The organism is Streptomyces deserti, from assembly GCF_054782695.1.
This window is the reverse complement of record NZ_BAAGRZ010000013.1, coordinates 159,755-173,483: the sequence shown is the minus strand read 5'-3', so window position 1 is coordinate 173,483 and position 13,729 is coordinate 159,755. Positions and strand designations below refer to the sequence as shown.

The window sequence follows — 13,729 nt, the reverse complement described above, 5'->3', positions numbered from 1 at the left end:
GGTGGCCTCCCAGAGCGCGCTCACCACTGCGAGGCCGGGCACCGGCCGGAATGTGACAGTCCACGGCGGAATGTGACCCACGTCTCAGTCTCGCCATACGGGGCGCGACCCCTTCGGTACCGTTCAAGCGTGCTGCTGACCTGGGGGTATTTACGAGTCAGTACCCGAGCGGTACCGTGTGGGCATGCCTGCTCTCAACGTGGAGTTCAGCGACCGCGAGCTGGAGGACCTGCGGCAGATCGCCAAAGAACGCGGTACGTCCATGAAGGCCCTGGTGCGGGAGGCGGCCGCCGCCGACATAGCCCGCCACCGGGCGCTGCAGGAAGGCGCGGAGGCCTTCCGCCGGTTCTTCGCGTCCCACGCCGACGAGTTCGCGGCCGCCTTCCCGGACGACGAACCGCCCGCCAAGGGCGAGGGGCGGGCCGCCTGACCGATGACACCCGTCATCCACATCGACGTGCCCTGGCTGCTCCAGCGCCACGAGGAGGTCCTGCCGGACCAGCCCACCATCAACGACTTCTCTGCGCTGGTGGCCGCCGTCGCCCGCCACCGCGTCGACCCGCCCCGCCTCGGAGTCGACTCCGACCCGGCCTGGCGGGCCGCCGCACTGCTGCACACCCTCGCCGTGCTCAGGCCGCTGCCGTCGGCCAACGCCCGCTTCGCCTGTGCGACCGCCGTGGCGTACATGTTCGTCAGCGGCGTCGGCATCGACCCGCCCTACGGCGCCCTCGTCGACCTCGCCCGCGATCTGATGTCCGGTACGACGGATGTCTACGGCGCGGCGGACCGGCTGCGCTCCTGGCAGATCTGAGGAAACCGCCTCCGCCGCGCCCGCCCCCCGGGGCCGCCGGCCGAGGGCGGGAGGAACGGGGCCGGCGGCCCTTCGCACAGGAGAGCCGCCGTCCTGCGCGTGGCCTCCGAGAAGGGCCGCACCCAGTGCACTACGCCGGGGCGTGCGCCGGGAGCGTGCGCGGCGCACCGGGTATGGGTGCGTGATTCACACGGGGCGCATGAAATGTCGAAAGCCCATGCGAGGGACGCGGGTCGGACCCGTGTCTGACTCTCTGTCAAAGGCGCGGATGTTGCCCGAGTGCCTTGTTGGCCATGTGGGGGTTGTGCGAGAGTGAATCACCCGTGCGGGGGGTAATGGCCGGGTGTCGCACGCGCGTTGATGAACCGGGTCCGATTTCACCGTCGGTGAATTCGCGCCCCCCGCGCCCGCCCATAGAGGTCCGCATCGACCGGGCCTCTTTTCGGCGACGGAACTTCCGTGTGTCACGTGCGCGTGGGAAGGAAACATCTCAGTGCCCACCCCCCACCCCCCTCGTCCGCCGTATCCCCCGCCCGGCGGGGATCCGGGGGAATCCGACGAATCCCTCGCCGCCCGGCTGAGAGGCCGTCCGGAGAGCGAGGCCGCCGCCCATTCCGTCGCGCTGCTGATGGCGCGGCACTGGCAGCCGGTGTACGACTACGCGGTCCTCTGCCTGGCCTCGTCGGCGCAGGTCGCCGCCATGATCACCACGACCGCCTTCCATCGGACCCTCAACCGCCTCGCCTTCGGTGAATCGGCCGTCGCGCTGCGCCCGGCGCTCCTGGTGACCGTGCGCGACACGGTCCGGGAATGGTCCGGAGACGATCGAATATGCGAGGTTCTGCCGCAGTTGCAGAAACCCGCCGGCGGCCGCGGCCTTCGTGCGGCGAAGTCCATGACGCCCGAAAACCGCGCCCTGGCACAGCGGTCATTCCAGGCCCTTCCCGCGGTCGCGCGCTGTTTGCTCTGGCATGTCGAGGTGGAAGCCGAGCCCTTAACCGTCCCGGCCGGTCTGCTGGGCATGGATACCGACACGGCGTCGGCCCTCCTCGAACAGGCGCGTGAAAAATTCCGCGAGGGCTGTGTCCAGGCCCATCGGGAACTCTCGCCGACCATGGATTGCCGCTTCTACAACCGTCTCCTCGATGTCCCGATCCGCCGGGGCGGCGCCCTGCTGCCGGACGTCCAGCAGCATCTGGCGGAGTGCTCGTACTGCCGGCACGCGGCCGATCAACTGAGCCATTTCGAGGGCGGGTTGGGGACGCTGATCGCCGAAGCGGTGCTCGGCTGGGGCGCCCGCCGCTATCTCGACTCCCGCCCGGGCCGTACGTCGGGCGGCGCGCGCGCCGGCCGCCGTGCCGGGCGGCGAAGGTCCGGTCGGCCCGGCGCCGGCCGCCCACGGCTGCTGTCCCGGATTCCCGCGCCCGGCCGACGGACATCGGGCGGCGCACGCATCCCGGACGCGCTGCGGTCCTCCCGGGCGCTGCTGTCGGGCCTCGGTGCGGTCTCGGCCGGGGTGCTGGCCACCGTGCTCATCATCAGTACGTCCTCGCAGGGCGGCGGGGGCGCCGACCCGACCGGTTCCACCAGCGCCGTCGGCGGCAGCGGCGCCGTACCGCCCGGCGCGTCCGCGACCGGCACCGCCCGACTCCCCACGGCACCGGGGCAGACGCGGCTGCGCAGCGTGGCCGCCGATCTGTGCCTGGACGTCCGGGGCGAGGCGAAGGAGGGCGCGGGCGCCCGGCTGGCGGTGTGCTCGTCGGCGTGGACACAGCAGTGGACGTACGAGGAGGACGGGATGCTGCGCAGCGTCGCCGACCCGGGGCTGTGCCTCGACTCGCACAAGGACGCGGGCGTCGTCATCCTCGGCACGTGCGCCGACGAGGACGACGACCGCGGTGACGACGTGCGCTACGACCTGACCGTGCAGGGGGAGTTGCTGCCCCGCTGGGACGAGCGGCTCGCCCTCAGCCCCACCACCGGGGACGCGGACGCCGACATCGTCGTCAAGGTCCGTGACCGCTCCGCGGCACAGCGCTGGCGGACCGAGCCGGTGCCGACGGCCGAGGGGTCGCTGTCCATCGAGGGGACCGGGGCACCGGACGCGCGAGCCGTGGAGCTGCCCGACCTCTAGGACGCTTCACAAGGCGCCGTGTGCGGACGCGGGCCGGGGTGGGCGATGGCATCGCCCACCCCGGCCGGGCCGCTCCGCGCAGCGCGCTCACGAGGTCTGCTCGACCAGGTCGGCGGGGCCGAGCGTGGCCGTGGTGGCGTGTCCCGACAGTGCGAGGGTGAGGTCGAGCTCGGCGAGCAGGCACCGGATCACATGCTCGACGCCCGCCTGGCCGTCGAGGCCGAGGCCGTAGACGTACGGCCGTCCCACGAGCACGGCCCGGGCGCCGAGGGCGAGTGCCTTGAAGACGTCGTCGCCGGTGCGGATGCCGCTGTCGAACAGGACGGTGAGCCGGTCGCCGGCCGCTGCCACGACGCCCGGCAGCGCGTCGGCCGCCGCGACGGCACCGGCCACCTGGCGGCCGCCGTGGTTGGACACGACGACTCCGTCCATCCCGGCGTCAACGGCCAGGCGGGCGTCGTCCGGGTGCAGGACGCCCTTGAGGACGATCGGGCCGTCCCAGTTCTCCCGCAGGAACGCCAGGTCCGGCCAGGTCTTGGCGGGATCCGCGAACATCCCCACGAAGTGCAGCACCGCCGCGTTCGGGTCCTCGTGCACCGGCTTGGCCAGACCCGCCTGGAAGGCCGGGTCCGAGAAGTAGTTGGCGGTGCCCACCCCGCGCAGGAACGGCAGATACGCCTGGTCCAGATCGCGGGCCGCCACGACAGCAGCGGCGTGTCCAGTGTGACGACGAGGACGCTGTACCCGGCCGCCTTCGCCCGGTTCAGGAAGCTCCGGGCCACCTCCGGGTCCGTCGGCCAGTACAGCTGGAACCAGCGCTCCGCATCCCCCATCGCCTCCGCCACCTCCTCCAGCGGCGTGCTGGACGCCGACGACAGGACGTACGGCACGCCCTGCGCGGCGGCGGCCCGGGCGGCGGCGGACTCGGCCTCCGGGTGCATGATCGACAGCACCCCGACCGGGGCGAGGGCCAGCGGGGCGGGCAGGGCGCGGCCCAGCACCTCGACGGACAGGTCGCGCTCGTGCACGTCCCGCAGCATGCGCGGCACGATCCGGCGGCGCTCCAGGGCCGCCCGGTTGGCGCGGGCCGTGCTGCCGTCGCCCGCGCTGCCCGCCACATAGCCGACGGGGCCGGGGCCCAGGCGCTGCTCGGTCAGCCGCTCCAGCCGGGTCAGATCGGTGGGCAGCCGCGGTACGGCACCCGTCATCCCGTGGAGATAGATCTCGTACTGGAAGTCCGACCAGTGCTTGCCCATCGCTCCGTACCGCCCTTCGTCGCTTCTCGTCGCTGAGAACGCGCCGCCCCGACGATACTGGCGAGTAGGAGCGGGTCCGTCCACGGGGCGGACCCCTGACTTCGGGTCGTTTCAGGCGTTTTCTGGCCTTTTCAGGCCTTGGCGGCCGACTCGTGCAGGACCTGGGCGAGTTCACGGGGCTGGGAGAACATCGGCCAGTGCCCGGTGTCCAGCTTCACCAGCTCCCAGCGGTCGCTCCCGAGCAGTTCGGCCGCGGCGCCCCACGGCTCCTCGCCGTCCAGGAGGCACTTGACGTAGGTGCCGGGCAGCTCACCGAGCGGGCGTGCCATGACGGCCGGTTCGGTCAGCGCGGCGCCTGGATGCGGGGTCGACCCGCCGGTGATACGGAAGACCTGATGGCGCGTCAGTCCTTGGCCCGCGTAGTCGTCGGCGGCCAGGGGCGGCCAGAAGCCGTCGTGGTCGGCGATCGACTGCCGCACGTGGTCGCTCGGCCAGCCCGACAGGAACGACTCCCCGTCGACGGCGGCGTCGGCGTCGACCAGCACCACACGGCCGAGCCGGTCACCGATCCGCCCGGCGGCCTGCCCGACCGGTATGCCCGAGTAGCTGTGCCCCACCAGGACGACGTCCCGGAGGTCGAGGCGCTCGACCTCGTCGACGATGTCCTGGACGTGCGTCTGCTGCCCGGCCGGCATTCCCTGCTTCTCGGCCAGGCCCGACAGCGTCAGCGGATGGACGCCGTGCCCGGCCGCGCGCAACTCGGCCGCCACCTCGTCCCACGCCCACGCGCCGAGCCATGTCCCCGCCACCAGTAGGAAGTTGGTCATGCGGGCAACCTAGCCGGGGGTCTGACAATCCCCCCTCGACGCCTGGGCCGGTGATCGGCGCCACGCACGTCGACGGTACGGACGAGCCGCGCGCCCTCTGGTCCGTACACCGCACGCGGTTCGGGGAACAGTCGCAGCAGCGTCAGGAACAGCACCGCCGCCACGGCCGGCGACAGCGGCAGGCCGATGGCGACACCGTTCGCCGGGAGGTGTGCGGCGGCGCGAGGATGTCGTCCTCGGGGGTCTGCCGACGGCAGGGCGGCGTGCGAGGACCCCTCCAGAGGGCCGATCATCCATTTCTCGGGTGGTGTGTGATCAATCCTCCATCCGCAGGTCACTCCTCGTCCGCCGGGGGCGCGTCCTGCGGTTCGGTGTCCGGTCCCTGGGCCCGGACCCGCTGGACGTGCTCCAGGGACTCCCGCAGTTCGCTGAGCCAGTCGTCGGTGTGCCGCTGGACCAGGCGCACGCACCAGGCCAGCGCGTCGCTGCGGCTGCGCGCGACGCCGCCGGCGATGAGCGTGTCGAGGACCTGGCGCTCGGGCTGGCGCAGCCGGGTCATGACGGGGGCGGCCACGTGCGTGAACAGGGCGCGCCGCCCGCCGCACTCCACCCCCCAGGACACCTTCCGGGCGAACCGGTGCTCGGCCTCCCGGGCCACCGCGATCCGCGCCTCGCGGGTGCGTTCCCGGAACTCCTGGATCCGGCCCTGGACCGCCGCCTCCCGTTCGGCGGCCGAGGCGTCCTCGGCCAGTCGGGGTTCGGCGATGCGGCCGATCACGGTGATCTCCTCGCGGTCGACGGTGAGCTCGACCAGCTCCTCGAAGAGGTCGTCGGGCAGGCGGCCGGTGAACCAGCCGCGCAGTTTCTCTCGCTGCTCTGTCGTAATCATGTAATGACGATTACTCGGCCCGAGCATGAACACAAGGGGTCGGGAAGCGGTCGGCCGAGAGCGGAATCGGAATGTTTCAGGCCTATTGACGAACGTGTGGTATTCGGCCATGTGGCCGCATCGTGCGGCCGCCGGCGGCTCAGTCACGGGGTTTCTGCTTTCCGTTTCCGTGACTTCACGCCACTGATTCAACACGCAATGTTACTGAAAGCGGTGGGGTCGATGTGAGTTTCCGCGGCGGACTCGGCAGACTCGCGCTCGCCGGCCCGGCACCGACCGAGCACGGACCGGCACTCGTCGAAACGAGCGGAAGGATGCACACAATGCGGAACACCGCGCGCTGGGCAACGACCCTCGGCCTCACGGCCACCGCCGTCTGCGCTCCCCTCTCCGGGGCCGCACTCGCCGCCCCGGGAAGTGCCCCCACCGCGCTCTACGCCCCGTCGGCCCTGGTGCTCACCACGGGCCACGGTGAGAGCGCGGCCACCGCCACCCCGGAACGCGCGGTCACCCTGACCTGTGCCCCCCGGCCCTCCGGCACCCACCCGGCCGCCGGCCGGGCGTGCGCCGAACTGCAGGGCGTGGGCGGTGACTTCGACGCCCTGACGGCCCGGAACGACGTGCTGTGCACCAAGGAGTACGACCCGGTGGTCGTCACCGTCGACGGGGTGTGGCAGGGGCAGCGCGTCTCCTATGAGCGCACCTTCTCCAACGAGTGCGTGAAGAACGCCCAGAGTTCCAGCGTCTTCACGTTCTGAGGACCGGGATCGTCATGGTTCCCGTGCACTCGAAGCGGGCCGCAGATGGGGAGTGCGAGCCCCTGTCGCGGGAACCGGCGGTCTCGTGCGAGGGGGCCGGCGGGCGGAGTGGGGCCGCCCGCCGGCCTCTGGCCCCGCCCCGGCACCGGGGCGCGGCACCGGGCGCGGCGGCTCAGGACCTGTCGCGGTGGCTGGTGTCGCACCACGGGTAGCGGCGGCTGCGGCGGCAGGTGCACAGCGCCACGCGGAAGCGGTCGGAGCTGACGGTCGTACCGTCCTCCAGCTCCACCTCCACCGGGCCCTCCACCAGCAGGGGGCCCTTGCGCTGGACGGTGATCCGCCGCGGGGCGTCAGACGGGGAGTTCGGCACGAACGACCACCAGCTCTTCCTCGTTCTCGGCGGCGGACAGCAGACCCCGCTCCCGCAGCCAGTGTTCCCTGCCGCGCAGGACGGGGCCGAACGCGATCCTTCGGCGGCGGGTCACCGCGGCCTTCAGGCCGGCGGCGCGCAGCCGCCCGAGCGTGAGGTCCGGGTCGCTGAGCGAGGACTGGACGAGCAGCAGGATGCCACCCGGCCGCAGCAGGGCGGGCGCCTCCCGGCAGATCCGGTCGAGGACCAGCCGTCCGTCACCGCCCGCGTCCCAGGACCGGGCCGCCCCGTGCGGCCGCCGCCCGGCGGCCGGCGAAGGTACGTACGGCGGATTGGCGAGGATCAGGTCGAAGAGCTGTCCCCGCACCGGATCGAACAGGTCCCCGTGCCGGATGCGCAGCGGCAGCCCGGCCCGCAGGGCGTTGAGGCGGGCGGCCCACACCGCACGCCACGACACGTCCACCGCGGTCACGCGGGCTCCCTGCCGGGCGGCCTCCAGCGCCAGCGCGCCGGTCCCGGTCCCCACGTCGAGGACTTCCGCCCCCGGTGGGAGCGGCTCCTCGGACAGGGCGTCGGTCAACAGTTCGGTGTCCTCCTGCGGGGCATAGACGCCCGGCGGTACCAGTGGATTCACAGCACTCAGGTACCCGGTCATTCAGGAGGTATGGGTCATATCGGCAACCAGTGGGGTGCGCAGCGACGAGCGGCCGGCGCGCCAGTCGGCGAGCAGCCGGGCGGCGAAGCGGTCCTCCACGAACACGGTGGCGTCGATGCCGAACACGACGTCCGGCGCGAGGTGCGGCTCCCGCTCCAGCAGGCCGCCGATGACGTCGTGGCGCACCACCTGCTCGTGGACCGCGTCGGCCTCCACGTGCTCGTCGTAGAAGTGCTCGGCCGCGGGCCCCGCCCCGGTGCGGCGCATCGCCTCGGCGAGCCGCCGGGACCCGGGCGACGAGGTGATCTCCACTGTCGCGAAGTGGCCCACGAGGGCGCCCCGTAGGGCCCGGTGCAGGCCGAAGAGGGACATCAGGTTCACGGTGACGAGCGCCTCGGCCGACGCCGCGTCCAGGTAATGCCCGTATGTCGTGTCCAGGCCCAGGTCCCTCATCAGGTCGGCGAACAGCTGCGCGTGCACACGGTCGGGCCGGCCGCCGCCGTACTCGTCGAACTCCACCGCGGCCATCGCCGCCTTCGCTCGTCCCCACAGTCGCGGCAGCACCCAGGCGTGGGGATCGGCCTCCTTCAGGTGGTACAGGGAGCGCTGGGCCGCGTACTCGCGCAGCTGCCACAGTTCTCCCTCGTCGCACAGGAAGTGGGTGACGCCCGTGCCGTCCACGGGCTCGACCAGCAGCTCCGCGAGCGCGTCGGGCACGCTGTCGTGGGCAGGGACGTCCGCGCGCAGGGCGGACAGGAAGTGGTGCTCCAGCGCCGCGCGGACGCGCAGCAGGTCCGGGTCCCACTCGCGCTGCGGGGCCACGCCCGCGAAACCGCGGTAGTGCAGCTCGTAGCACAGGTACAGGGCGAGCTGGACGTCGTCGCCGTACACGGACGCGGCGGCCACCTCGGCGGGGCGGGGCAGCGGGCCCGTGCCCAGCAGGTACTCCTCGACGGCTGCGGACAGAGGGCCGCGCGGTGTCGGCAGATGTGGTCCTTCGGGGTCGTGCTCCATGCGCTCCGGGTACCCGGGTGGCGGCCGGCCAGCCATCCTCTGTGCGAGCTGCCTCGACGCAGAGCGCGGCCGCCGGTGGTCGCGGTCGTCGGGCCGGGCCATGGCCGCCGGCCTGCTCGGCGTGGCACGGGCGCCGGCGGGGCGGCCGCTCGGGCCGCCGCCGCAGTAGCCGCGCCCGCCGTCAGTCCCCGCGGGACTCGTCCTGCGCCTGGATGTTGGGGGTGATGGCCTCGCCGGCCTCACCGCGGTGGCGCCGCTGCTCCTCGGAGTCCCGAGTGCGCTGCTCGGCCTCCTCGACCTCGCGCAGCACTTCCTCCAGGGCCGTCTCCGGCTCCTTGCGGTGGGCGTCCTCGGACATGGTGTCTCCTTCCTCCTCGGGTCTCGCACGGTCGCCGTACGGTTCGTATGGTTCTCCGGTCGCCGTACGGTTTCGTACGGTCGCCGTACGGTCCCCACGGTCGCCGTACGGTTTCCCCTCAGCTGGTGGCGGTCGCGATGCGCAGCGGCACCGGATCCGGCGGCGCCACCTCCTCGTTGCTACGGCTGATCTGTGCCCACCAGGACGGGCCGTCCTCGATGTGACGCAGCATGATCCCCTCGCGAATCGCCCAGGGGCAGATGGTGACCGTCGTCAGCCCGGTCAGCTTCATCGCCGTGTGCCCGACCATCGCCCCGGCCAGGCTCTGCGCGGCCCGCGGCGCGGAGATGCCGGGCAGACGGGCGCGTTCGGCGGCGGGCAGGGCGGCCAGCCGGCCGATCGCCTCCCGCAGGTCCTCGCGGTACAACTGCCGTTCCACGAACGGCCCGTGGCGCCCGGGCGCCGCCCCGCACAGCCGTCCCAGCTGCTGGAAGGTGCGCGAGGTGGCGACCGCGGTGCGCGGTCCCTCCCAGCGGATGCGGGCAGCGACGTCCCGGAGCTGGTGGCGGACCTTGCGGCGCAGGGCCCGCACCTGCTCGGGCGACGGCGGATCCTGCCCCCCGTCGAAGAACTCGTGGGTGAGCCGTCCGGCGCCCAGCGGCAGTGAGGCCACGAAGTCGGGCAACCGGCCGCGCCCGAAGGCGACTTCGAGCGAGCTGCCGCCGATGTCCAGCAGGGCCAGCGGCCCCGACCGCCAGCCCATCCAGCGCCGGGCCGCGAGGAACGTCAGCTCGGCCTCGACCTCGCCCGGCAGCGTGCACAGTTCCACGCCCGTACGGCTCCGCACCGTGCGCAGCACCTCGTGCCGGTTCGGGGCACTGCGCACCACGGCGGTCGCGAAGGCCAGCGGCCCCGCCGCGCCCCACCGGGTCGCGGTCGCGCTCGCCTCGGTGACCGCGTCGACGAGCTGCTCGACGGCCCGCTCCGGGACCGGCCCGCCCGGTGTGATCTGTTCCGACAGCCTGAGCCGCCACTTGGCGGTGTGCACCGGCAGCGGTACCCCACCCTCCGCGTCCGCCACCACCAGTCTGACCGTCTTCGATCCCACATCCACGACGCTGATTCGCATGCGCGATGGGTACCCACTTCCGCGCCGCACCAACGGAACGACCTGCGAGGTCCGGCGAAGACGCGCCACCACGCGCAGCGGGCCCGCCGCTTCCCTGCGCACGGCGGCCCCTCGGTGCACGGCAGCCGTCACATCGAACCTCGCGGACCTCCCTTGTATTCTTCGTCAGGCATATAACTAGCCGGGCATACTGGCTGTATGTCCGACGCCTCGCTCTGGACCGCCCTCGCCGATCCGCACCGGCGGACCATCGTCGCGCTGCTCCTGGAGCGGCCGCGGCCCGTCGGCGAGATCGTGACGGCGTGCGGTCTGAGCCAGCCGAGCACCTCGAAGCATCTGAAGGTGCTCCGGGACGCCGGGCTGGTGCGCGTACGGCAGGACGCGCAGCGCCGGGTCTACGCCCTGGACCCCGCGCCGATCGCCGCACTGGATGCCTGGCTGGCCCCTTACCGCAAGCTCTGGAACGAGAGCCTCGACGCGCTGGGCCGCCGTCTCGACGCGACGTCGGACACCCCCGAGGACCCCGCACCGACTGGGACGGCGACGAACTCCACTTCGGCGACGAACTCCACTGCGACCTCGAGGAGGCCGACGAGAAGCGCACCCGCTTCACCCTGACCGACATGCGGCCTATGCCGCGACCGGCGTGCCCTCCGGCGCGCCCGTTCCCGGCCTCGACGCCTTCCTGTGCCGAGGGCGATTCGGCTGCAGGGTCACGCCATCTGCCGCCGCACCAGCTCGTGCAGCCGGCCGCCCGTGTCGGCGAGGAGCTGGGCGGGCGGCCCCTGCTGGATGACCTTGCCGTCCTCCATCACGATGACGCGGTCGGCGTCCATCACGGTCGACAGGCGGTGGGCGATGACGATCCGCGTGGCGTTGAGAGCCTTGGTGCTCTCGATGACCGTGCGCTGCGTCTCGTTGTCGAGGGCGCTGGTCGCCTCGTCGAAGAAGAGGATGCGCGGGCGGCGGATCAGCGCCTGGGCGATCATCAGGCGCTGCCGCTGGCCGCCGGAGACGGCGCCGCTGCCCGAGACGATGGTGTGCAGGCCCATCGGCATCCGCTTGATGTCCTCGGCGAGCCCCGCCATCTCGGCCGCCGCCATCGCCTCCTCGGGCGTGTACGGCTCGGTGCCGCAGATGACGTCCAGGATCGAGCCCGTGAACGGTTGCGCGTGCTGGAGGACGACCCCGCACTGGCGGCGCACGGCCGACTGGTCGAGGGCCGCCAGGTCCTGGCCGTCGTACAGGACGCTCCCCGACAGCGGCCGGTCGAAGCCGATGAGGAGCCTCAGCAGCGTCGACTTGCCGCAGCCGCTGGGGCCGACGATCGCGACGAACTCGCCCGGCCGCACCTCGAACGACACGTCGTCGAGGACCAGGGGTCCGTCGTCCGAGTACCGGAAGGACAGCCGTCGCGCCTCGATCGCCCCGGACAGCGGGCCCGGCCGCGTGCTGCCGGTGCGCACCTCGGGGGTCGCGTCCAGCACCGGCCTGATCTCCTCGAACAGCGGCAACGCGGCCACCGCCGAGACGAACGCGCCGGTCAGCTGGGTGACGGAGGTCAGCACCATCGTCACCGACGTGTTGAAGGTGAGGAACGCGGCCGCCGACATCGACCCGCGCGCCGGGCCCGCCAGCAGCATGAACATCAGCAGCGAGCACACCGGCAGGTACACCGCGCCCAGCACCGCGGTGAGGTTCTTGATGCGGCCCGCCTTCTGCTGGAGCTCGCGACTGCGCGCGAACTGCGACGCCCAGGCGGCGTAGGCGTAGTTCTCGGCCGCCGCCACCCGCAGCTTCGGCAGGCCCCGCAGCGTCTGGAACGCCTGGTTGTTCAGCTTGTTGGTGAGCACGACCAGCCGCCGCTGCCAGCGCACCTGCCACAGCCCGAGCCCGAGGAACACGGCGGCGATGACGACGAGCATGCCGATCGCGGCCAGGGCCATCGGCACGCTGAACCACAGCAGCAGCCCCAGGTTCATCGCCCCGACCGTCACCGACTGGGCGACCGTCGGCGCGACCCCCGCCAGCAGTCTGCGGATCGCGCTGATGCCCATCGCCGCGCTCGCCAGCTCACCGGTGGACCGCTCGGTGAAGAACGTCGTCGGCAACCGCAACAGCCGGTCCCACACGGCCGGCTGGAGCGTGGCCTCGATACGGCCCTCCAGGCGCAGCAGGGTCAGGTTCTGCAGCAGCATGAACGCGGCCGCCACCACACTGCTGAGGATCACGGCCAGGCAGACCTGCACGATCAGCCCGCTCTGCGCCTTCGGCACGAACTCGCCGAGCACCTTGCCGGTCGCGATCGGCACCAGCGCCCCGATCGCCACCGTCACCAGGCCGCTGACCACCAGGTTGGTGAGATCGCCGCGCGTACCGCGCAGACAGAACCTGAGCAGCCGCAGCGGACTGAGCCGCCGGTCGGGCAGCGGACGGTAGAACATCACCGCGCGCGGCTCGAACTCGTCGGCGTTGGACTTCTCGATCGGCGTCTCGCGGCCGGTGGACGGATGCACGGCCACGTACCCGCCGCGCCGCCACAGCAGCGCCACGGGCGCACCCGACAGCGCCCGGTGGCCGACCAGTGGTCCGACGTTGTCCCGCCACCAGCGGCCGTCCAGGCGTACGGCCCGGGTGCGCACCCGGGAGGCCAGGGCGATCCGCTCGACCGGGTCGAGGCGGTCGCCGCCCGTGCCGGACTGGGCGGGCTCGGCGAGCGTGATCCCGGCCGCCTGGGCGACCAGCTTGCACGCCGCGTACGTGGCGTCGGCGTCGGCCGCGGTCGTGCGCTGCGCCGACCGTTTGCCGATGGACGCCAGCAGCGTCCGGTCGGCCTGGGCGCGCACGGCCTCACCGGCCTTGATGCCCTCGGCCGTGCGGGTCTCGTGGGTGCGCTCCAGCTGCTCGATCCAGCGGTCCAGCGTGGTCAGCAGCCGGTACTGCTGGTCGACCATGGACTGCCACAGCGCCGGGTCCATCAGCAGGTCGGCCGCGGCCTCCGCGCCGTACAGCGAGCCGTACTGGACGCTGCCCGGCGGCACCTGCATCCAGAACACGTCGTCGTCGGTGACCTCCTCCGTACGCTCGGCCATCGGCGCCTGGAAGAGGATCGACAGGCTCCGGCCGACGCCGAGCGCGAGGGCGTACTCCAGCGGGCTCGTCGTCGGCGGCACGTACTGGGGGTTGCCGTACTCGTCGTACGACCAGGTCTGCGTACTCGCGGGCTGGTACAGCTCGCGCAGGCCGATGCGGTGCACCACGCAGTCCCGCAGCGGCCGGGCCACCAATGTGTGCTGGGGTCCGGCCACCGGGCCGAGCAGCAGCGAGCCCGCCTCCAGGCGGCCGAGGTGGTGCCACTGGCCCTGCTGCTCGGCGTCCACCGCGAACAGGTCCACGGCACCGGCCGCGACCAGCCACAGCACCTGCGGGCCCGCCAGGTCCAGGCGGCTGAACCCGGCGCAGTCGATCCGGGTGCCGAGCGACCCGAACGCGCCGAGCACGTAGTCGTCGCCTTGCACGGTCGTCATC

Annotated in this window: 13 protein-coding genes and 2 pseudogenes; 5 read left to right on the top strand and 10 right to left on the bottom strand. The window is 72.6% G+C overall.

Going from position 1 to position 13,729, the window contains the following annotated elements:
• Positions 1 to 184 precede the first annotated feature (184 nt).
• The 3 genes from ACYVMZ_RS22420 to ACYVMZ_RS22410 all read left to right on the top strand — a co-directional run bounded on the left by ACYVMZ_RS22420 (position 185) and on the right by ACYVMZ_RS22410 (position 2,945).
• Positions 185 to 430 (top strand): hypothetical protein, encoded by a 246-nt coding sequence (locus ACYVMZ_RS22420; RefSeq protein WP_004979459.1) that lies wholly within the window; start codon positions 185 to 187, stop codon positions 428 to 430.
• Positions 431 to 433: 3 nt separating this feature from the next.
• Positions 434 to 811: a toxin Doc gene (locus ACYVMZ_RS22415; protein ID WP_461082371.1), complete on the top strand. Its 378-nt coding sequence runs from the start codon at positions 434 to 436 to the stop codon at positions 809 to 811.
• Positions 812 to 1,304: 493 nt separating this feature from the next.
• Positions 1,305 to 2,945 (top strand): RICIN domain-containing protein, encoded by a 1,641-nt coding sequence (locus ACYVMZ_RS22410; RefSeq protein ID WP_461082369.1) that lies wholly within the window; start codon positions 1,305 to 1,307, stop codon positions 2,943 to 2,945.
• 87 nt (positions 2,946 to 3,032) lie between these two features.
• Here ACYVMZ_RS22410 and ACYVMZ_RS22405 read toward each other — a convergent pair.
• The 4 genes and pseudogenes from ACYVMZ_RS22405 to ACYVMZ_RS22390 form a co-directional block, all read right to left on the bottom strand.
• A pseudogene (locus tag ACYVMZ_RS22405) lies at positions 3,033 to 4,201 on the bottom strand (lactate 2-monooxygenase).
• 131 nt (positions 4,202 to 4,332) lie between these two features.
• On the bottom strand, positions 4,333 to 5,028 hold the full coding sequence (locus ACYVMZ_RS22400; protein WP_461082367.1) for an alpha/beta fold hydrolase: 696 nt from the start codon (positions 5,026 to 5,028) through the stop codon (positions 4,333 to 4,335).
• A gap of 16 nt (positions 5,029 to 5,044) precedes the next feature.
• Positions 5,045 to 5,231: pseudogene (locus ACYVMZ_RS22395) on the bottom strand (cytosine permease); the annotation flags it as partial.
• 131 nt (positions 5,232 to 5,362) lie between these two features.
• Positions 5,363 to 5,917: a hypothetical protein gene (locus ACYVMZ_RS22390; protein WP_461082365.1), complete on the bottom strand. Its 555-nt coding sequence runs from the start codon at positions 5,915 to 5,917 to the stop codon at positions 5,363 to 5,365.
• Positions 5,918 to 6,240: 323 nt separating this feature from the next.
• On the opposite strand from ACYVMZ_RS22390, the gene ACYVMZ_RS22385 reads away from it, so the two are divergent.
• Entirely contained in the window at positions 6,241 to 6,675 is a 435-nt protein-coding gene (locus ACYVMZ_RS22385) for a protease inhibitor (RefSeq protein WP_461082363.1), read from the top strand.
• 172 nt (positions 6,676 to 6,847) lie between these two features.
• Here ACYVMZ_RS22385 and ACYVMZ_RS22380 read toward each other — a convergent pair whose 3' ends face one another.
• The 5 genes from ACYVMZ_RS22380 to ACYVMZ_RS22360 form a co-directional block, all read right to left on the bottom strand.
• Positions 6,848 to 7,045, bottom strand: a complete 198-nt coding sequence (locus ACYVMZ_RS22380; protein WP_461082361.1) for a CDGSH iron-sulfur domain-containing protein — start codon at positions 7,043 to 7,045, stop codon at positions 6,848 to 6,850.
• The gene (locus ACYVMZ_RS22375) at positions 7,026 to 7,700 is read right to left on the bottom strand and encodes a HemK2/MTQ2 family protein methyltransferase (RefSeq protein WP_461082359.1); all 675 of its coding nucleotides are present in this window, start codon (positions 7,698 to 7,700) and stop codon (positions 7,026 to 7,028) included. The genes ACYVMZ_RS22380 and ACYVMZ_RS22375 overlap by 20 nt, the downstream gene beginning before the upstream one ends.
• Entirely contained in the window at positions 7,701 to 8,714 is a 1,014-nt protein-coding gene (locus ACYVMZ_RS22370) for an iron-containing redox enzyme family protein (RefSeq protein ID WP_461082357.1), read from the bottom strand.
• Between the two features lie 181 nt (positions 8,715 to 8,895).
• Entirely contained in the window at positions 8,896 to 9,072 is a 177-nt protein-coding gene (locus ACYVMZ_RS22365; RefSeq protein ID WP_461082355.1) for a hypothetical protein, read from the bottom strand.
• A 118-nt stretch (positions 9,073 to 9,190) separates the two neighbouring features.
• The gene (locus tag ACYVMZ_RS22360; RefSeq protein WP_461082353.1) at positions 9,191 to 10,201 is read right to left on the bottom strand and encodes a Ppx/GppA family phosphatase; all 1,011 of its coding nucleotides are present in this window, start codon (positions 10,199 to 10,201) and stop codon (positions 9,191 to 9,193) included.
• 198 nt (positions 10,202 to 10,399) lie between these two features.
• Here ACYVMZ_RS22360 and ACYVMZ_RS22355 point away from each other — a divergent pair, with 198 nt between their 5' ends.
• Positions 10,400 to 10,819 carry an ArsR/SmtB family transcription factor gene (locus tag ACYVMZ_RS22355; protein ID WP_461082351.1) on the top strand — a complete coding sequence of 140 codons (420 nt, stop codon included), beginning with the start codon at positions 10,400 to 10,402 and terminating at the stop codon, positions 10,817 to 10,819.
• 95 nt (positions 10,820 to 10,914) lie between these two features.
• Here the strand turns inward: ACYVMZ_RS22355 and ACYVMZ_RS22350 are convergent, their stop codons facing one another.
• A complete protein-coding gene (locus ACYVMZ_RS22350) occupies positions 10,915 to 13,728 on the bottom strand; it encodes an NHLP bacteriocin export ABC transporter permease/ATPase subunit (protein WP_461082349.1) in 2,814 nt (937 codons plus the stop codon).
• Position 13,729 lies beyond the last annotated feature (1 nt).

Excerpts from the sequence above, each read along its gene's own strand:
- ACYVMZ_RS22390 (WP_461082365.1), bottom strand. The coding sequence starts at position 5,917 with ATGATTACGACAGAGCAGCGAGAGAAACTGCGCGGCTGGTTCACCGGC.
- ACYVMZ_RS22385 (WP_461082363.1), top strand. The coding sequence starts at position 6,241 with ATGCGGAACACCGCGCGCTGGGCAACGACCCTCGGCCTCACGGCCACC.
- ACYVMZ_RS22355 (WP_461082351.1), top strand. The coding sequence starts at position 10,400 with ATGTCCGACGCCTCGCTCTGGACCGCCCTCGCCGATCCGCACCGGCGG.
- ACYVMZ_RS22420 (WP_004979459.1), top strand. The coding sequence starts at position 185 with ATGCCTGCTCTCAACGTGGAGTTCAGCGACCGCGAGCTGGAGGACCTG.
- ACYVMZ_RS22415 (WP_461082371.1), top strand. The coding sequence starts at position 434 with ATGACACCCGTCATCCACATCGACGTGCCCTGGCTGCTCCAGCGCCAC.
- ACYVMZ_RS22350 (WP_461082349.1), bottom strand. The coding sequence starts at position 13,728 with ATGACGACCGTGCAAGGCGACGACTACGTGCTCGGCGCGTTCGGGTCG.
- ACYVMZ_RS22375 (WP_461082359.1), bottom strand. The coding sequence starts at position 7,700 with ATGACCGGGTACCTGAGTGCTGTGAATCCACTGGTACCGCCGGGCGTC.
- ACYVMZ_RS22370 (WP_461082357.1), bottom strand. The coding sequence starts at position 8,714 with ATGGAGCACGACCCCGAAGGACCACATCTGCCGACACCGCGCGGCCCT.
- ACYVMZ_RS22365 (WP_461082355.1), bottom strand. The coding sequence starts at position 9,072 with ATGTCCGAGGACGCCCACCGCAAGGAGCCGGAGACGGCCCTGGAGGAA.
- ACYVMZ_RS22400 (WP_461082367.1), bottom strand. The coding sequence starts at position 5,028 with ATGACCAACTTCCTACTGGTGGCGGGGACATGGCTCGGCGCGTGGGCG.
- ACYVMZ_RS22360 (WP_461082353.1), bottom strand. The coding sequence starts at position 10,201 with ATGCGAATCAGCGTCGTGGATGTGGGATCGAAGACGGTCAGACTGGTG.